We start from the raw sequence: 16,445 nt of genomic DNA, 5'->3' as shown, positions 1-16,445 counted from the left end.
GGCGGCGCTGTTCGCCGCGATGCGCGCGCGCGATCCGGCCACGGGTCGGCACTGCCACCGCGTGGTGGCGCTGAGCGTGGCGCTGGCCCGTGCCTGCGGCCTGGCCGAAGACGAGCTGGAGTCCATCGCCGTCGCCGCCCGATTGCACGACCTGGGCAAGATCGCCACGCCCGATCGCGTGCTGTTCTCGCCCGGCAGGCTTGAAAACGAGGACTGGGAAATCATGAAGTCGCACGCCGCCGTCGGCGCCGACATCATCGGCCAGAGCGACCTGCCGGGACGCGACCAGATCGCGCTGGCGGTGCGCCACCATCACGAGCACTTCGACGGCTCCGGATATCCGGATGGATTGGCGGGTCATGACATCCCGCTGCATTCGCGCATCATTTCCCTGGCGGATTCCTACGATGCTCTGGGCGACGCGCGACCCTATCACCCGGCCCGCACGCATGCGCAGATCATGCTGATCCTGCATCGCGAGGCCGGCGCCAAGTGCGATCCCGACCTGCTGCGGGTGTTCGAGGGCATGATCAGGCACAGCCCGCTGCGGGTGCCCTGAGGGCGCCCGGCCGCCGCTTTCCAGGCGGCGGTCGCGTCAGGGCGCAGGGCGGGAGCCTGGCGCGTCCTGCTCGGGCGCGTCCTTGTCGCCGTCCGACAGGATCAGCGTGTAGCGCCGCAGCGGTTCCTTGAAGTAGGCGACCCCCGCCTTGTCGACGCGTCCGTGCAGCGTCAATGTCTTGCGGCCTTCGACGATGTCGCCGCCGTCGGTCGCCTGCACGGTGGCTTCCACGCAATCGCCTTCGAAGTAGCCGCGCGTCCGGACTACGAGATTCAGGTCGACGTAATGATCGACCTCGCCGCCGGTGATCCGGTCATGGTCGGGCCCGCGCGTCCAGTAGATGTCAATGACCTTGCCGCCGGCGCGGTCGGTGGGCGCGCAGTCGCGCGCGTCGCCGTTCGCCGTTTCGCTAGCGGCGGCTGTGGGCGGCGCCAGGCCGGCGCCTGCCGTCTTGCCGCCGTCGCGGCCCGCGGCAGGCGCGCCCCATAGCGCCAGCGCCGCGCAGAGGGCGGCGCTGGCGTACAGGGCGGGAGGCTGCCTGCGCATGAAATCCCGCGCTTCAGCGCAGGCGATAGCGCGCCGCTGGCGTACAGGGCGGGAGGCTGCCTGCGCATGAAATCCCGCGCTTCAGCGCAGGCGATAGCGCGCCGCCACCGGTTCCAGGTCGCGCAGCGTGCGCTGCTGCCAGGCGGCGTCGTGGCCGAGTTCCTCGGCCAGGATACGGGCGACTTCCGGCGCCGCCAGCATGGCGGCCTCGCTGTCCAGGAACAGGGCGCGGTTGCGACGCGCCAGCACGTCCTCGGCGGTGCGCGCCAGCTCGTAGCGGGCGGCGTAGCGCACATGGGCTTCGGACAGGCCGCTGGCGCTGACCAGCATGCGCTCGGCGCCCGGCAGGGCCTTGAGCGCGGGCAGGTCGCTGCCGTAGTAGCTGTCCGGCGTGCCGGCGTGTTCCTGCGACGGCGACAGTCCGGCGGCGCCGTGCAGGGCCAGCGACTCGGTGCGGCAGGGGGCCTGCGTCAGCAGCTGGTTCTGGATGGCCGTGTTGACCACGTCCTGCGCCATGCGGCGGTAGGTGGTCCATTTTCCGCCCGTGACCGTGACCAGGCCGGCCTTGGACACCAGGATGGTGTGTTCGCGCGACAGCGTCTTGGTGGATGCCTCGCCGGTGGCCTTGACCAAGGGGCGCAGCCCGGCCCAGACGCTGGTGACATCATCGCGGGTGGGCTTGCGGCTCAGATAGCGGGCCGCCGTGCCCAGGATGAAGTCCACGTCCTGCGCGCCGGCGTCGGGATCCAGCGGCAGGTCGTCGCGCGGGGTGTCGGTGGTGCCGACGATGGTGTGGCCGTTCCACGGCACCACGAACAGCACGCGGCCGTCGTCGGTCTTGGGAATCAGGATGGCGCGCTTGCCCGGCAGGAAATCGCGCGGCAGCGTCAGGTGCACGCCCTGGCTGGGCGCGACCATGGTGGGAGCGTTCTTGTCTTCCATGCGGCGCACGGCGTCGACCCAGACGCCGGTGGCGTTGATCACGCAGCGCGCGCGCAGCGTGAAGACCGCGTCGCCCAGCGCGTCGGTGGCCGTCACGCCGTCGACCTTGCCGTTCGTCATGGTCAGCCCGGTGGCGCGCACGTAGTTGACCGCCGTGCCGCCCAGGTCGAACAGCGTGCGCATCAGGCTCATGGCCAGGCGCGCGTCGTCGAACTGGCCGTCGTAATACAGCACGCCGCCCTTCAGGCCGCGACCATTGACCTGCTCGGCCAGCGTCGGCGCGTTGGCCAGCGTGTCGCGGCGCGACAGCCAGCGGCTGGGCGACAGGTTCAGCTTGCCCGCCAGCATGTCGTACATCTTCAGGCCGATGCCATAGAAGGGCTGGTCCAGCAGGTTGTAGGCCGGCACCACGAAGCCCAGCGGCCACACCAGATGCGGCGCGTTGCGGTTGAGCAGGCCGCGCTCGTGCAACGCTTCGCGCACCAGGCTGACATTGCCCTGCGCCAGGTAGCGCACGCCGCCGTGAACCAGCTTGGTGGCCTTGCTGGACGTGCCCTTGGCGAAGTCGGCGCCTTCGATCAAGAGCGTGCGGTAGCCGCGCGAGGCCGCGTCCACGGCGGTGCCCAGGCCGGTGGCGCCGCCGCCGATGACGATCACGTCCCAGGCGGGCGTGTTGTCGAGCTGGGCGAGCAGGCGGTCGCGATCGGGCGGGGTGACGGAAGCGAGAGTGGAATTCATAGGAGCTGGTAGGGCATGTCCTCGGGGATTGGGGTCATGCGCTGTGGAAGGTTGTCGGTTCGGCCTGTGGTGGGCGTGGGCGGGCGTCGGGGCGGATTCAGGCGGCGGGCTTGGCCGGCGCGGCGGCCGCGACCTCGCAGCGCACGCCGGCGTCCAGCAGCGCCTGGGCCAGCGGTTCCTGGGGATGCGCGTCGGTGAAGAAGCGGTCGATCTCGGAAATGTGGGCCAGCTCGACCATGGCCTGGCGCTTGAACTTGCTGCTGTCGGCCGCCAGCCAGACTTCGCGCGACTGTTCGATGATGGTGCGGGAGACGCGCACTTCGCGGAAGTCGTAGTCGCGCAGCGTGCCGTCGGCCTCGATGCCGGAAATGCCGATCAGGCCGATATCCACCTTGAACTGGCGGATGAAATCCATGGTGGCTTCGCCAATGATGCCTCGGTCGCGCGAGCGGACCACGCCGCCGGCCACGATCACCTCGCAGTCCGGATTGTCGGACAGGATGTCGGCCACGTGCAGGTTGTTGGTGATGACGCGCAGGCCGCGATGGCGCAACAGGGCGCGCGCGATGGCCTCGGTGGTGGTGCCGATGTTCAGGATCAGCGAACAGCCGTCCGGCACGGCGCGGGCCACGGCCTCGGCGATGCGCTGCTTGCCGGCCGCGTGCAGCCCTTGGCGCTTGCGGTAGGCGATGTTCTCGATGGTGGAAGCCTCGATGCGCACGCCGCCATGAAAGCGCGACAGCAGCCCGGCTTCCGACAGGAAATGCACGTCGCGCCGCACGGTCTGCAGCGTGACGTCGAAGCGTTTGGCGAGTTCTTCGATCGTGGCCGAGCCTTGGGCGCGCACCATTTCGATCAAAGCGCTTTGTCTGGGATTCAGTGTCATGTGCGTATGATAAAACAACAAAAGCGAAAAATAATGACGCACTGCAAGATTGTTTTCTGTTCGCTTTTTAAGTAAAACGCACAAAAAACGAAAGCAACATGAAAGACCCGCTGATTCGCGCCCAAAGAAATGGGGGCGGATAAGCTGCAGCACCGCAATGCCCCCAACCCGGTCGAAAAAACCGGGACGTATTGGTAGGTTGAGGAGACTAGATGCAGCTGAACCTGGACAGGACAGGTTTGCGGGCCGGCTCGCAAACGCACCTGTATCCGATGAGCCTGGCGCCGGCGCCGGGCGCGATGACCGTATTGCTGGGGGCCACCCTGGCGGGCAAGACCTCGCTCATGCGGATCATGGCCGGGCTGGACCGGCCCACCGAGGGCCGCGTGCTGGCCGACGGCGTGGACGTCACGGGCGTACCGGTCAGGCAGCGCAACGTGGCGATGGTGTACCAGCAGTTCATCAACTATCCGTCGATGACGGTGTTCGACAACATCGCCTCGCCGCTCAAGCTGCGCGGCGAGAGCAGCATCGCCGACAAGGTCATGGCGATGGCGGCGCGGCTGCATATCGATCATCTGGTCCAGCGTTATCCTTCCGAGCTGTCCGGCGGCCAGCAGCAACGCGTGGCGCTGGCGCGCGCGCTGGTCAAGAACGCGCCGCTGATCCTGCTGGACGAGCCTCTGGTCAACCTGGACTACAAGCTGCGCGAAGAGCTGCGCGACGAGCTGAGCGCGCTGTTCGCGCAAGGGCGCTCGACCGTGATCTATGCCACCACCGAGCCCGGCGAGGCGCTGCTGCTGGGCGGCTATACGGCGGTGCTCGACGAAGGGCGGCTACTGCAATATGGACCCACGGCCGAGGTGTTCCATCGTCCGTCCTCCATCCGCGTGGCGCGCGCCTTCAGCGACCCTCCCATGAACCTGTTCGCCGCCGCGCGGCGGCCGGGCGGCTTCGAGCTGCCGGGCGGGGTGCGCGTGGAGCGGCCCCTGCCCGCGGGAGCCGGCGACATCACCGCCGGCCTGCGCGCCGGCGCGCTCGACGTGCATGAGCAGCCCGGCCGCATCGCGCTGGACAGCGTGGTGAAGCTGGCCGAGATCTCCGGATCGGACACTTTCGTGCATGCCGAGACCGCCGCCGGCGAGGTGGTGGCGCAGCTGCCGGGCGTGCACCGCTGCACGCTGGACCAGCGCCTGCGGCTGTATTTCGATCCGGCGCAGACCTACGCCTTCGGCGCCGACGGCGCCTTGCTGGCAGCGCCGGGCTGGCTGTCGGCTCCCGTCGCGAAGGAGGCCCGCTGATGGCGCAGATCGAGCTGGACCTCTCCCATTCCTACGTGCCCCATCCCCAGGCCGACGAGGACTACGCGCTGCTGCCGCTGAAGTTCACGTTCCGCGATGGCGGCGCCTACGCCTTGCTTGGCCCGTCGGGCTGCGGCAAGACCACCTTGCTCAACTGCGTGTCGGGACTGCTGCGGCCGTCCCATGGCCGCATCCTGTTCGACGGGCAGGATGTCACCGCCAAGACGCCGCAGGCCCGCAACATCGCCCAGGTGTTCCAGTTTCCCGTGGTCTACGACACCATGACCGTGGCCGAGAATCTGGCGTTTCCGCTGCGCAACCGAGGCATCGCGCCCGACCGGATCCGCGAGCGCGTGGGGCGCATCGCCGAGATGCTGGAAATGTCCCAGGTGCTGGACCGCCGCGCCAGCGGCCTGACCGCCGACGCCAAGCAGAAGATCTCGCTGGGCCGGGGCCTGGTGCGCAGCGACGTGTCGGCGGTGTTGTTCGACGAGCCGCTGACGGTGATCGATCCGCAGCTCAAATGGGAATTGCGGCGCAAGCTCAAGGAGATCCACCGCGAGTTCAAGCTCACGCTGATCTACGTCACGCACGACCAGACCGAGGCGCTGACCTTCGCCGACCAGGTGATGGTGATGGCGCGCGGACGGGCGGTGCAGGTGGGCGGCGCTGACGACCTGTTCGAACGGCCGGCGCATACCTTCGTGGGCCATTTCATCGGCTCGCCGGGCATGAACTTCCTGCCGGCCCAATGGACCGACGGCGCGCTGCGCGTCGGCGCCTGCCGGCTGGATGGGCTGGACGCCGCCCAGGCCGCGCGCCTGGCGGACGCCGGCCCGGTCAAGCTGGGCGTGCGGCCCGAGTACCTGCGGCGGGTGGAGCCGGGCGCGCCGGGCGGGCTGCCGGTGCGGGTGGAACGGCTGCAAGACGTCGGCACCTACCTGTTGCTGACGGCGGACTTCGAAGGCAATGCCGTGCGCGCCCGCCTGAACAGCCAGGCGCAGGCGCCCGCGCCGGGCGAGACGGTCTGGCTGTCGGCGCTCAATACGCATACCTGCTTCTACCGCGACGAGGAGCTGATCCGATGAAACCGATCAATCACCGGGCCTGGTTCCTGGTCCTGCCCGTGGTGCTGTGCGTGGCGTTCTCGGCCATCCTGCCGCTGATGACCATCGTCAACTATTCGGTGCAGGACATCATCTCGCCGGAGCGCCGCGTGTTCGTGGGCACCGAATGGTTCGCCGCCGTGCTGCAGGACGAGGAACTGCATGGCGCGCTGCTGCGGCAGATCGGCTTTTCGCTGGCGGTGCTGGCCATCGAGATCCCGCTGGGCATCCTGCTGGCGCTGTCCATGCCGGCCTCGGGCTGGCGCGCGTCGGCGGTGCTGGTGGTCATCGCGCTGTCGCTGCTGATTCCCTGGAACGTGGTCGGCACCATCTGGCAGGTGTTCGGCCGCACCGACATCGGCCTGCTCGGCGCGACGCTGTCCTGGCTGGGGGTGGACTACAACTACACCGGCAGCGACGTGGACGCCTGGGTCACGGTGCTGGTCATGGACGTGTGGCACTGGACGCCGCTGGTCGCGCTGCTGTGCTATGCGGGGTTGCGCGCGATTCCCGATGCCTACTACCAGGCCGCCCGCATCGACGGCGCCTCGCGCCTGGCGGTGTTCCGGTACATCCAGCTGCCCAAGATGCGCGGCGTCCTGATGATCGCGGTGCTGTTGCGCTTCATGGACAGCTTCATGATCTATACCGAGCCCTTCGTGCTCACCGGCGGCGGCCCCGGCAACGCCACCACCTTCCTGTCGCAGTACCTGACGCAGAAGGCGGTGGGGCAGTTCGACCTGGGTCCGGCGGCGGCGTTTTCCATCATCTATTTCCTGATCATCCTGCTGCTGTGCTTCATCCTCTACAACTGGATGCAGCGCGCCGGCACCACGGGCGGCATGGACGAGGAGCGCGCAAATGCGTGAGCAAAGCACCTGGTGGCGCGCCATCTTCCTGGCGCTGTATCTGGCGTTCGCCATCCTGCCGCTGTACTGGATGCTGAACATGTCGTTCAAGACCAATACCGAGATCGTCAGCACGCTGACGCTGTGGCCGCGCGATTTCACCTTCGAGCACTACCGCACGATCTTCACCGATCCGGCCTGGTATTCCGGCTACATCAACTCGCTGATCTATGTGCTGATCAACACGGTGATCTCGCTGGCCGTGGCGCTGCCGGCGGCCTACGCGTTCTCGCGCTACCGTTTCATCGGCGATAAGCACGTGTTCTTCTGGCTGCTGACCAACCGCATGACGCCGCCGGCCGTGTTCCTGCTGCCGTTCTTCCAGCTCTACAGCTCGTTCGGCCTGATGGACACGCACTTGGCCGTGGCGCTGGCGCACCTGGTGTTCAACGTGCCGCTGGCCGTGTGGATCCTGGAGGGCTTCATGTCCGGCGTGCCGCGCGAGATCGACGAGACCGCCTACGTGGACGGCTATTCCTTTCCGCGCTTCTTCCTGACCATCTTCCTGCCCCTGATCAAGTCCGGCGTGGGCGTGGCGGCATTCTTCTGCTTCATGTTCAGCTGGGTCGAGCTGCTGCTGGCGCGCACGCTGACCTCGGTCAACGCCAAACCGATCGTCGCCACCATGACCCGCACCGTGTCCGCGTCGGGCATGGACTGGGGCGTGCTGGCCGCGGCCGGGGTGCTGACCATCGTGCCCGGCGGCATCGTCATCTGGTTCGTGCGGCATTACATCGCGAAGGGCTTCGCGATGGGCCGGGTATAGGAGGGCGGGCCATGTTCAGCTGGATGGTATGGACCACCCCCGTCGCCGTGTTCTTCAGCTGCATCGCGCTGATGCTGGTGGGCATGACGATCTGGGAATTGAAATCGCCCACGGTGGAGCGCAAGGGCTTCCTGCCCATCCGCACCACGCGCGGCGACCGCCTGTTCATCGGCCTTCTGGCCGCGGCCTGGGTCAACCTGGCGTTCCTGGGCCTGGGCGGCAAGGCGGCGGAATGGTTTTCGTTGGACGGGCCGCCGTCGGTGTGGATCAGCTTCGTGGCCTCGATGCTGTTGCTGGCCTTCATCATGAGGAAAGGCTGACGGGGCGGCTAGACCCCGCAAGAACAAGCAAGCGGTTTGGAAGGACTATCGGCCAGCGTCTTCCCCGGCCAGGAGTCCGCAGCACAAAAGAGGGGAGACTTTTCGAGGAGACTTTTCATGAAATTTCGCATGCGCGCCGTCGCGGCCGCCATCGCCCTGATCGGCACGTCCGCGGCCTGGGCCGGCGAACCCGAGGCGCAGAAGTGGATCGATTCCGAGTTCCAGCCCTCGACGCTGTCCAAGGACCAGCAGCTGGCCGAGATGAAGTGGTTCATCGAGGCGGCAGCCAAGCTCAAGGCGCAGGGCGTCAATGAAATCAACGTGGTGTCCGAGACCATCACCACCCACGAGTACGAGTCCAAGACCCTGGCCAAGGCCTTCAGCGAGATCACCGGCATCAAGGTCACTCACGACCTGATCCAGGAAGGCGATGTGGTCGAGAAGTTGCAGACGTCCATGCAGTCGGGCAAGTCCATCTACGACGGCTGGATTTCCGATTCCGACCTGATCGGCACCCACTACCGCTACGGCGCCATCCTGCCGCTGTCGGACTACATGGCCGGCGCGGGCAAGGAATGGACCAACCCCAACCTGGACCTGAAGGACTTCATCGGCACCAAGTTCACCACGGCGCCGGACGGCAAGCTCTACCAGCTGCCCGATCAGCAGTTCGCCAACGTGTATTGGTTCCGCGCCGACTGGTTCGCGCGCCAGGACCTGAAGGACAAGTTCAAGGCCAAGTACGGCTACGAGCTGGGCGTGCCGACCAACTGGTCCGCCTATGAAGACATCGCCGACTTCTTCTCCAATGACGTCAAGGAATTGGACGGCAAGAAGGTCTATGGCCACATGGACTACGGCAAGAAAGACCCGTCCTTGGGCTGGCGCTTCACCGACGCGTGGCTGTCGATGGCCGGCGCCGCCGACAAGGGCCTGCCCAACGGCATGCCGGTGGACGAGTGGGGCATCCGCGTGGCCGATGACAAGTGCACGCCGGTGGGCGCCTCGGTGGCGCGCGGCGGGGCCACCAACAGCCCGGCGGCCGTGTACGCGCTGACCAAGTACGTCGACTGGATGAAGAAGTACGCGCCCCAGCAGGCCATGGGCATGACCTTCTCCGAATCCGGCCCGGTGCCGGCCCAGGGCCAGGTCGCGCAGCAGATCTTCTGGTACACGGCCTTTACCGCCGACATGACCAAGAAGGGCCTGCCGGTGGTCAACGACGACGGCACGCCCAAGTGGCGCATGGCGCCGTCGCCCTACGGCCCGTACTGGAAGGACGGCATGCAGAACGGCTACCAGGACGTGGGCTCGTGGACCTTCTTCAAGTCCACCGATCCCAAGCGCATGGCCGCCGCCTGGCTCTACGCGCAGTTCGTCACGGCCAAGACGGTGTCGCTGAAGAAGTCCATCACCGGACTTACGTTCATCCGCGACAGCGACATCCACAGCGAGTTCTTCACCAAGAACGCGGCCAACTACGGCGGGCTGATCGAGTTCTATCGCAGCCCGGCGCGGGTGGCCTGGACGCCCACCGGCAACAACGTGCCCGACTACCCCAAGCTGGCCCAGCTGTGGTGGAAGAACGTCGCCACCGCCGTGACCGGCGAGAAGACGCCGCAGGCCGCCATGGACAACCTGGCCAACGAGATGGACCAGGTGATGGCGCGCCTGGAGCGGGCGGGCATGGCGCAGTGCGCGCCCAAGCTCAACGCCAAGGGCGATCCCAACAAGTGGCTGTCCGACCAGCAGGCGCCGTGGAAGAAGCTGGCCAACGAAAAGCCCAAGGGCGAGACCATCGCCTATGACACGCTGCTGCAGGCCTGGAAGGCGGGCAAGGTGCGCTGAGCGCGCCGCTGGCAGGCAGGACGCCGCCGCGAGGCGGCGTTTTTTTGCGCCCATTTTTGCCCACCGAGTCCTTGCGAAAACGTAATCCCGCTATCAGCGTTTTGTCCGTACCCCGTTTCTAGAATGGTCTCCATGCTGCAAACCGGCAGCGACTCATCCCTAGGAGCGAACCATGAAGACCATCCGCAACGTTGCCTTGATGCTGGCCCTGGCCGCCGGCGCCACGTCCCTGGCCCAGGCGCAGACCCCGGCGCAGGCGCAGCCCGCCGCCAGCTATCACGGACAGTCCCTGACGCGCGCGGAAGTGCGCGCCGACCTGGCCCTGTGGAAGCGCGCCGGCCTGGAGCGCTTCTGGCGCGGCGAGGCCTCGCCCGATATCTACAGCCGTGAATACCGGGTCGCCTATGCCGAGTATGTGCGCCTGCGCAGCGGCCCCGAGTACCAGGCCGAAGTGCAGCGCCAGGGCGGGGCGGGCCGATAGGCGGGGCGGCAGGCGTGGCCTGCGCCATGCTCGATGCGCCGCCGCAGTCCAGCTACAGCCTGCATCTCGCGGACCTGGAGCTGGACTTGCTGCGCGGCCGGGTCAGCCGCAATCGCGAGGTCCTGCGGCTGACGCCCAAGGAATTCGCCTTGCTGGCCTTCCTGATGCAGCGGCCGGGCGAGGTCTACGATGCCTGGCAACTCGCTGAACAGGTCTGGGGCATGCAGCTGCCCGTCTTCGAGCGCAAGAACCCGAAATCCCACGCGGTCGCGATCGCGGTGCGCAGGCTGCGCCGCAAGATCGATGCGGGCCGCAACCCCCGCCTGTTGCACACGCTGCGCGGCGGGGCCTATATGCTGGCCGCTCTGGATTGAGTCCGCATCGCTGGACAGACCTCTCTGGCGCTTTGTTGAGCTGCGCGGGGGGACGCGCATGATGCCGTCCGTCGCGCCCGGACGTTTCCTTCGCAATCCCATGGAGTGTCGCATCATGCTTCGCCCGCGCAATATGCTCATCCTGCTGGTGCTGCTCCCCTGGGCGTCTGGCATGCAAGCGCAGGCCGCCGCCACAGATCCCAACGAAGCGCTGCAGGCCTTGCAATTCCAGAACGAAAAGCCCTCGGCCTGGCAATTCGAACGTGAAGATTCCTGGGCCTTGAAGTTCGAGAATGACGATTTTTCAGCCCTGCAGTTCGAGGACGACGGTAGACCGTGGTATTGCAAAACGGAAGACAGCGCCGTCGCGCGGGCCAAAAGCAATCCCGGCGGCGAATTCAATCAGGCGAGCCCAAGCTTCGGTGGGGGGGATAGCCGCAGCGATCACGAAGCAAGTCGATTGTGGATAGGTTGCGGCTGAACATCAACGGCCCGACGCCACTTGCAGTCGTGCCTGCATCGCCAGCGCGGCAGGTCTGGTGAAAGAGACGGCAACGGGGCGCTTTTCCTGGTTGCGCGTCGTCGGTGAACACTTTCCGTGTCTGCAGGAAAGATACGAAGACCGCAAACGGCGCCTTGTCACCCGCCAGCATCGAGAGATCGAAAAGACCGGCAAGCGTGAACCGAATCTCACAGGCCTGCTTCGGATTGGGATTCAGTTTGCGCTGAGGCAGGGCGGATCCGCTGGCAAGCGTATTGACGTCGGCGCGGCCCGTGTCCGCGTGGATCGGCGCCAGGCAGATCAGTGCTGGAAATGCTCAGCGCAGGGTCTGCGTGGAAAAATCGCCAAAGGCGCGGTGCCACACTGCGATATCTTCTGTGCTTGCATGATGTGATGTTCCACGCGCGTTCGGCGTTTTCCTGGTTCATGGGCGTCGCGAGTAAAAAACCGCGCACCTCCGCAAGGAGGGGCGCGGCGACGGAACGCCTTCCCTTCGCGGAGGATGGCGCCATCAACGGAGTTGGTCGTAGCGCGTGGACCGCGCTATCCGGTTTAGAAGCGGTGGCGCAGGCCCACGCCTACTTCCGTGGCCTTGATGCCGTCCACGAAGGCCCAGTTGCTGGTGTGCGATGCGATTGCGTAGACATCGGTGCGCTTGGACAGGCTGTAGTTGTAGCCCAGGCTGTAGGTGTTGCTGGCTGAGTCGCCGCCCGTCAGCTTCTTGTTGTTGGCATCGGCGCGTTGCCATGACGCGAACAGGCTGCTGCCGCCGCCCAATGGCGCGGACAGCCCGATGAAGTACGAATTCGACCGGAAGCCCTTGGAGAACGCATACGAAGGCGTGCCGGTGAAGGCGCCGACACTGCCGCCGTTGGGCAGCTTCTTGCCGGCGAACCAGCCGTCGGTGACGCGGTTGTAGGCCAGCGCCAGCTTGAACACCTCGAAGTCGTACGATCCGCCGATCACGTAGGAGCGCGGCGTGGCGCTGGTCTCGGCCGGGCTCAGCTTGTTGGATGCGTTGAGCTGGTCGTAGGTGACGAAGGCATTGACCGGTCCGTTGTCGTAGCGCAGGCCGGCGGTGATCGCCCGGGTGTTGTCCGCCGTGGCGAAGCCGGTCTGGCTGTCCTTCAGGTCGTTGATGTTGCTGGAATAGCCGATGGCGGCGCGCAGTCCGCCCATGGAGGGCGTCTCATAGACCAGCAGGTTGTCGTAGCGCGGATAGTAGGACGAGCTGAAACCCAGGCCGGCGCCGGTGTTCAGCTGGTTGAAGCCGCCGCCGAACGATGAGCCCAGCATGCCCGAGAAATAGCGCGTGCCCACGTTGTATTGGCGTCCGAAGCGGAACTCGCCCCATTCGGCGCTGCCCAGGCCGATGGTGGCTTCGCGCCCGAACAGGCGATTTTCCTGCAGCGAGCTGCCATTGCGGCTGTCGAAGCCCGATTCCAGTTGGAACACGGCATACAGCCCGCCGCCCAGGTCTTCCTTGCCACGCAGGCCCCAGCGCGATCCGGCCGTGGTGCCGGTGGTGGCGCCCATGCGACTCACGCCGCTGCCGGTCGTGACGCCGGTCTTGGGGTCGGTGTAACTGCCGTTGATCCGGGTGTAGCTGATGCCGGTGTCGATCAGGCCGTACAGCGTGACCGAGGTTTCCGCCTGCGCGGCGGCGGACAGCGCCGCGCCCAGAGTGGCCGCGAAGATCTTCTTCATTCAAAGGCTCCGTTGATATGGAATGTGAGTGGAGCCAAGCCAGCGGCGCCGCCGCGCGGGGGTGCGAGCGCAGGTGGTGCGGGAACCGGGGCTTGGCCAGCCAAGTTTGGAAGCCGCCGTTCGACAGACAGCCGACATTCAAATTACGAATCCGATCGCCGCGCGCTGCATTTTCTGTCATCTTTTTCTGCGGCTCGCGCAGGCGCAGGCCGTTCGCGGGATTGCGCGAGTCGCGTCAGGCAGAGCCGTGTTGCGACGACACAACACGGCTGGTATCGCCTATCAGAATCGATGACGCAGGCCCGCGTATGCGTCCAGGGCTTGAACGCCGTCGACGAAGGCCCAGTTGCGGGTATGAGAGACCAGCGCGTACAGGTCGGTGCGCTTGGACAGGTTATGGCTGTAGCCCAGGCTGTATGTTTGGCCGGTGGCGTCGCCGCCTGTCAGTCGTGAGGTGTTGATGTCAGTGCGCTGCCATGAAGCGAACGCATGTCCCGACAGGCCCGTCGGAACGGCGAGCGCGATGACATGGGAATTGGAGCGCAGTCCCTTGGAAAACGCATACGTCGGGGTGCCTGCCAATCCACCCACGCGGCCGCCGTCGCGAAAGCTCCTGCCGGCGAACCAGCCGTCGGCCACGCGGTTGTGGGCCACTGCGATCTTCAGCGCGGTGAAATCGTATGAGGCGCCGATGATGTAGGCGCGGGGCGTGGCGGCGGCCTGGGCGGCGCTGAGCAGCCGGGAAGCGTTGAGCTGGTCGTAGCCGAGGAAGGCGCTGAGCGGGCCCCGGGCGTATTGCAGGGCGGCGGTGATGGCGCGCGTGTTGTTGGCGGTCGCATAGCCGGTTTCGGCATTGCGCGTGTCGTTGACGCTGAAGGCGTATCCGGCGGCGGCCTTGATGCCGCCCATCGACGGCGTTTGGTAGAAGACCTGGTTGTCGTAGCGCGGGAAGGACGCCGAGCTCATGCCCAGTCCGTACCCAGTATGCAGCAGGCTGAAACCGCCGAATGCCGGACCCAGCATGTCGAGGAAGTAGCGCGTGGCGGCGTTGTACTGACGGCCCAGACGCAGCTCGCCCCAGCGGGCGTTCAGCAGGCCGACGGTGGCCTGGCGGCCGAACAGGCGGCCTCCTTGCAGGCTCCTGCCGTTGCGGCTGTCAAAGCCCGATTCCAGCTGGAACACGGCATGCAGGCCGTCGCCCAGGTCTTCCTTGCCGCGCAGGCCCCAGCGCGGTCCGGATGCCCCGCCGCTCAGGGCGCCCAGGCGGCTCTTGCTGACTCGCAGGGTACGTCCGGTTGCGGGATCCTTGTAGGCGCCGCTCAGCCTTGTGTAGCCCATGCCCGCATCCATCAGGCCGTAAAGCGTGATGGATGCGGGGACTTGCGCCGTGGCGGTCTGCATGACCAACGTGGTCGTTGTTGCAGCGAGCAATTCCTTCATCATGTGCGCTGTCTCCCCTGTTGTTATGTCGCGCCTTGTGCAGCCGTTCTTGCCGGCAATGCGGGTTTATTTTGGTGTCGGGAAGAGAACGGGCAGGTGACCGGGGAATTACAAATTTGATTGACTTGCTTCGAATGGTTTTGTGGGAGCGTGGGCGCCTGCTGCGGGCTGCCCGGCATCCGTCGCTCGCACGACGGCGTCTGGCGGCTTGTTGCGCGGTGTATGCTCGCGGTCCTGCGGCGCGATGGAATACGCCGCGCCTGTCAGAGGTCTGGCCCATGTCCTGTTTCGTAAAGTCCGCATCGCGCTTGTTTGCCGTTCCAGATCGCACCGCCGTCTCGCGCAAACGCGTGTCAGGCCTGTTCGCGGCGGCGGCATTGAGTCTGGCCGCCAGCCAGGCCCAGGCGGTTGGATTCCAGCGCGTCAGCTTGCCCATGGACATGGACGGCCCCGCGCTGCAAGGCGCGGCGTGGTACCCCTGCAACGCGCCGGAGGTCGAAATCACGGTCGGCCGTAGCGTCATCGCCGGCACGCCGGACTGCCCGATGCCGGCGGGGCCGATGACGCTGGTGGTGATGTCGCACGGCTCGGGCGGGTCTTTCCTTGGCCATCACGACACGGCGCGGGCGCTGGCCGAGGCCGGCTTCGTGGTGGCCGCGCTGAACCACACGGGCGACAACGCCCTGGACCGCTCGCGGCAGGGCTACCTGTCGATCTTCTCGACGCGTCCGCGCGAGATCCGACGGCTCATCGACTACATGACCGGCGCCTGGCCGGGCAGGGCGCAACTGCGTTCCGACGCGGTCGGCTTCTTTGGTTTCTCGCGTGGCGGCTATACCGGCCTGGTGCTGGCGGGCGCCGCGCCGGATTTCAGTCAGGGGTTGTCGTTCTGCGAATCGCAGCCGGGGCTGCCCATGTGTCGCGACATCGCGGCAGGCAAGGCGCCGGTCCAGCCTTACCCGAAGGATGTCCGCGTCAAGGCCCTGGTGATCGCCGATCCGCTCAATGCGTTCGCGCCGTCGGCCTTGGCCGGCGTGGCCGCGTCTGTCCAGCTGTGGGCGTCCGGGCAGGGCGGTGACGGCGTGACGCCTGCCAGCGTGGAAGCGCTGCGCCAGGGCTTGCCGGCGGGGACTGATTTCCGCCGGGTCGCCGGCGCGGGTCATTTTGCGTTCGTGGCGCCGTGCTCGCAGGCGCAGGCCGACGCGCTGCCGTCGCTGTGCACCGATGGCCCGGGTTTCGACCGGGCGGCTTTTCATCGCGATTTCAACGCCGGCGTCGTCGCTTTCATGCGCCAGGCCCTGCGCTGAAGCTCGGGCCGAAGCGGGTAGACTGGCGGCTGGACCCCACGGGAGCGTTGACTTGGCCACCACCCTGCGCCGATACACCGAACTGCCTTACCTGATCGACTACCTGCAATCGGGCGAGCTCGCGCTGCTCAATCCCAAGGCCTGGGACGACCGCAACGATTCGTTCTATATCGAGGAGTACGCGCGCGCCAGGGAACTGGAGGGCATCTATGCCTTGTGCCTGGCCGAGGCCTTCGAGACCTACCACCACTGGCGCGTTTTCTCGAACGGCAGCGGCGGCGTGTGCATCGAGTTCGACAAGGACAAGCTCATCGCCGAGGTAGCCGACGTGCCGGGCCTGCGCGCCGAGACCGTGCAGTATCGCACCATCAAGGCGCTTCGCGAACAGCCCGTGGCCGAGTCCGACCTGCCGTTCCTGAAGCGCCACGCGTTTCGCGACGAGAAGGAGTTCCGGCTCTTCGTCGGCAGGAAGACGCGCGACACGCCCTTGCTGCGCGTGCCGGTGGACCGGTCGGCGGTCCGGCGCGTGACGCTCAGTCCCTGGTTGCCGGCGTCGGTCTGCGATCAGGTCAAGAAGTTGCTCAAGACCATCGAGGGTTGCGCCAAGCTGCGCGTGTACCGTTCCTCGCTGGTGGAAAACGAGGAATGGAAACGCCTGGCGCGGCCGCGCTAGACGTCTCGCGAGCGAACCGATCCGGGCGGAGCGCGGCGACG

General features: G+C 66.6%; 18 protein-coding genes. 13 read left to right on the top strand and 5 right to left on the bottom strand.

The features are described from left to right. The first annotated feature begins 19 nt into the window (after positions 1-19). The gene (locus tag AC6LJ5_RS03265) at positions 20-559 is read left to right on the top strand and encodes an HD-GYP domain-containing protein (RefSeq protein ID WP_103274642.1); all 540 of its coding nucleotides are present in this window, start codon (positions 20-22) and stop codon (positions 557-559) included. Between the two features lie 36 nt (positions 560-595). On the opposite strand, the gene AC6LJ5_RS03260 is transcribed toward AC6LJ5_RS03265, so the two are convergent. The 3 genes from AC6LJ5_RS03260 to AC6LJ5_RS03250 form a co-directional block, all read right to left on the bottom strand. After that, positions 596-1,105: a hypothetical protein gene (locus AC6LJ5_RS03260; protein WP_498139822.1), complete on the bottom strand. Its 510-nt coding sequence runs from the start codon at positions 1,103-1,105 to the stop codon at positions 596-598. An 81-nt stretch (positions 1,106-1,186) separates the two neighbouring features. Beyond that, on the bottom strand, positions 1,187-2,785 hold the full coding sequence (locus AC6LJ5_RS03255; RefSeq protein WP_103274640.1) for a glycerol-3-phosphate dehydrogenase/oxidase: 1,599 nt from the start codon (positions 2,783-2,785) through the stop codon (positions 1,187-1,189). Positions 2,786-2,882: 97 nt separating this feature from the next. After that, on the bottom strand, positions 2,883-3,671 hold the full coding sequence (locus tag AC6LJ5_RS03250; RefSeq protein ID WP_233772451.1) for a DeoR/GlpR family DNA-binding transcription regulator: 789 nt from the start codon (positions 3,669-3,671) through the stop codon (positions 2,883-2,885). Between the two features lie 212 nt (positions 3,672-3,883). Between AC6LJ5_RS03250 and AC6LJ5_RS03245 the strand changes: the two genes are divergently transcribed. From AC6LJ5_RS03245 to AC6LJ5_RS03200, 10 genes are all read left to right on the top strand, one after another. Beyond that, positions 3,884-4,972: an ABC transporter ATP-binding protein gene (locus AC6LJ5_RS03245; RefSeq protein WP_498139821.1), complete on the top strand. Its 1,089-nt coding sequence runs from the start codon at positions 3,884-3,886 to the stop codon at positions 4,970-4,972. Continuing rightward, on the top strand, positions 4,972-6,060 hold the full coding sequence (locus AC6LJ5_RS03240; RefSeq protein WP_498139820.1) for an ABC transporter ATP-binding protein: 1,089 nt from the start codon (positions 4,972-4,974) through the stop codon (positions 6,058-6,060). The genes AC6LJ5_RS03245 and AC6LJ5_RS03240 overlap by 1 nt, the downstream gene beginning before the upstream one ends. Continuing rightward, entirely contained in the window at positions 6,057-6,947 is an 891-nt protein-coding gene (locus AC6LJ5_RS03235; RefSeq protein WP_103274636.1) for a carbohydrate ABC transporter permease, read from the top strand. Before AC6LJ5_RS03240 ends, AC6LJ5_RS03235 begins: the two co-directional genes overlap by 4 nt. Continuing rightward, positions 6,940-7,752: a carbohydrate ABC transporter permease gene (locus AC6LJ5_RS03230; protein WP_392412188.1), complete on the top strand. Its 813-nt coding sequence runs from the start codon at positions 6,940-6,942 to the stop codon at positions 7,750-7,752. Before AC6LJ5_RS03235 ends, AC6LJ5_RS03230 begins: the two co-directional genes overlap by 8 nt. An 11-nt stretch (positions 7,753-7,763) precedes the next feature. Beyond that, entirely contained in the window at positions 7,764-8,072 is a 309-nt protein-coding gene (locus AC6LJ5_RS03225) for a DUF2160 domain-containing protein (RefSeq protein ID WP_103274634.1), read from the top strand. Between the two features lie 117 nt (positions 8,073-8,189). Further along, entirely contained in the window at positions 8,190-9,920 is a 1,731-nt protein-coding gene (locus tag AC6LJ5_RS03220; protein ID WP_212318043.1) for an ABC transporter substrate-binding protein, read from the top strand. A 172-nt stretch (positions 9,921-10,092) separates the two neighbouring features. After that, positions 10,093-10,401 carry a DUF4148 domain-containing protein gene (locus AC6LJ5_RS03215; RefSeq protein WP_498139819.1) on the top strand — a complete coding sequence of 103 codons (309 nt, stop codon included), beginning with the start codon at positions 10,093-10,095 and terminating at the stop codon, positions 10,399-10,401. 26 nt (positions 10,402-10,427) lie between these two features. Then, entirely contained in the window at positions 10,428-10,775 is a 348-nt protein-coding gene (locus AC6LJ5_RS03210; protein ID WP_498139818.1) for a winged helix-turn-helix domain-containing protein, read from the top strand. Positions 10,776-10,890: 115 nt separating this feature from the next. Further along, entirely contained in the window at positions 10,891-11,256 is a 366-nt protein-coding gene (locus AC6LJ5_RS03205) for a hypothetical protein (protein WP_498139817.1), read from the top strand. A 58-nt stretch (positions 11,257-11,314) separates the two neighbouring features. Then, positions 11,315-11,671, top strand: coding sequence for a hypothetical protein (locus tag AC6LJ5_RS03200; protein ID WP_498139816.1), 357 nt, complete (start codon positions 11,315-11,317; stop codon positions 11,669-11,671). 158 nt (positions 11,672-11,829) lie between these two features. Here the strand turns inward: AC6LJ5_RS03200 and AC6LJ5_RS03195 are convergent, their stop codons facing one another. After that, on the bottom strand, positions 11,830-12,984 hold the full coding sequence (locus AC6LJ5_RS03195; protein WP_498139815.1) for a porin: 1,155 nt from the start codon (positions 12,982-12,984) through the stop codon (positions 11,830-11,832). 282 nt (positions 12,985-13,266) lie between these two features. Further along, positions 13,267-14,427 carry a porin gene (locus tag AC6LJ5_RS03190; protein WP_498139814.1) on the bottom strand — a complete coding sequence of 387 codons (1,161 nt, stop codon included), beginning with the start codon at positions 14,425-14,427 and terminating at the stop codon, positions 13,267-13,269. Positions 14,428-14,702: 275 nt separating this feature from the next. On the opposite strand from AC6LJ5_RS03190, the gene AC6LJ5_RS03185 reads away from it, so the two are divergent. Then, positions 14,703-15,731, top strand: coding sequence for an alpha/beta hydrolase family protein (locus AC6LJ5_RS03185; RefSeq protein ID WP_498139813.1), 1,029 nt, complete (start codon positions 14,703-14,705; stop codon positions 15,729-15,731). A 52-nt stretch (positions 15,732-15,783) separates the two neighbouring features. After that, entirely contained in the window at positions 15,784-16,404 is a 621-nt protein-coding gene (locus AC6LJ5_RS03180; protein ID WP_103274629.1) for a DUF2971 domain-containing protein, read from the top strand. Positions 16,405-16,445: the final 41 nt, after the last annotated feature.

It is taken from the genome of Achromobacter sp. 1011791174 (genome assembly GCF_059760925.1).
Note: the sequence above shows the minus strand (reverse complement) of the source record. Positions and strands in the feature narration are given on the sequence as shown.

What these genes read in the sequence shown, in the direction of transcription:
- AC6LJ5_RS03265 (WP_103274642.1), top strand. Translation starts at nt 20, where the DNA reads ATGCGCGCGCGCGATCCGGCCACGGGTCGGCACTGCCACCGCGTGGTG.
- AC6LJ5_RS03260 (WP_498139822.1), bottom strand. Translation starts at nt 1,105, where the DNA reads ATGCGCAGGCAGCCTCCCGCCCTGTACGCCAGCGCCGCCCTCTGCGCG.
- AC6LJ5_RS03255 (WP_103274640.1), bottom strand. Translation starts at nt 2,785, where the DNA reads ATGAATTCCACTCTCGCTTCCGTCACCCCGCCCGATCGCGACCGCCTG.
- AC6LJ5_RS03250 (WP_233772451.1), bottom strand. Translation starts at nt 3,671, where the DNA reads ATGACACTGAATCCCAGACAAAGCGCTTTGATCGAAATGGTGCGCGCC.
- AC6LJ5_RS03245 (WP_498139821.1), top strand. Translation starts at nt 3,884, where the DNA reads ATGCAGCTGAACCTGGACAGGACAGGTTTGCGGGCCGGCTCGCAAACG.
- AC6LJ5_RS03240 (WP_498139820.1), top strand. Translation starts at nt 4,972, where the DNA reads ATGGCGCAGATCGAGCTGGACCTCTCCCATTCCTACGTGCCCCATCCC.
- AC6LJ5_RS03235 (WP_103274636.1), top strand. Translation starts at nt 6,057, where the DNA reads ATGAAACCGATCAATCACCGGGCCTGGTTCCTGGTCCTGCCCGTGGTG.
- AC6LJ5_RS03230 (WP_392412188.1), top strand. Translation starts at nt 6,940, where the DNA reads ATGCGTGAGCAAAGCACCTGGTGGCGCGCCATCTTCCTGGCGCTGTAT.
- AC6LJ5_RS03225 (WP_103274634.1), top strand. Translation starts at nt 7,764, where the DNA reads ATGTTCAGCTGGATGGTATGGACCACCCCCGTCGCCGTGTTCTTCAGC.
- AC6LJ5_RS03220 (WP_212318043.1), top strand. Translation starts at nt 8,190, where the DNA reads ATGAAATTTCGCATGCGCGCCGTCGCGGCCGCCATCGCCCTGATCGGC.
- AC6LJ5_RS03215 (WP_498139819.1), top strand. Translation starts at nt 10,093, where the DNA reads ATGAAGACCATCCGCAACGTTGCCTTGATGCTGGCCCTGGCCGCCGGC.
- AC6LJ5_RS03210 (WP_498139818.1), top strand. Translation starts at nt 10,428, where the DNA reads ATGCTCGATGCGCCGCCGCAGTCCAGCTACAGCCTGCATCTCGCGGAC.
- AC6LJ5_RS03205 (WP_498139817.1), top strand. Translation starts at nt 10,891, where the DNA reads ATGCTTCGCCCGCGCAATATGCTCATCCTGCTGGTGCTGCTCCCCTGG.
- AC6LJ5_RS03195 (WP_498139815.1), bottom strand. Translation starts at nt 12,984, where the DNA reads ATGAAGAAGATCTTCGCGGCCACTCTGGGCGCGGCGCTGTCCGCCGCC.
- AC6LJ5_RS03190 (WP_498139814.1), bottom strand. Translation starts at nt 14,427, where the DNA reads ATGATGAAGGAATTGCTCGCTGCAACAACGACCACGTTGGTCATGCAG.
- AC6LJ5_RS03185 (WP_498139813.1), top strand. Translation starts at nt 14,703, where the DNA reads ATGTCCTGTTTCGTAAAGTCCGCATCGCGCTTGTTTGCCGTTCCAGAT.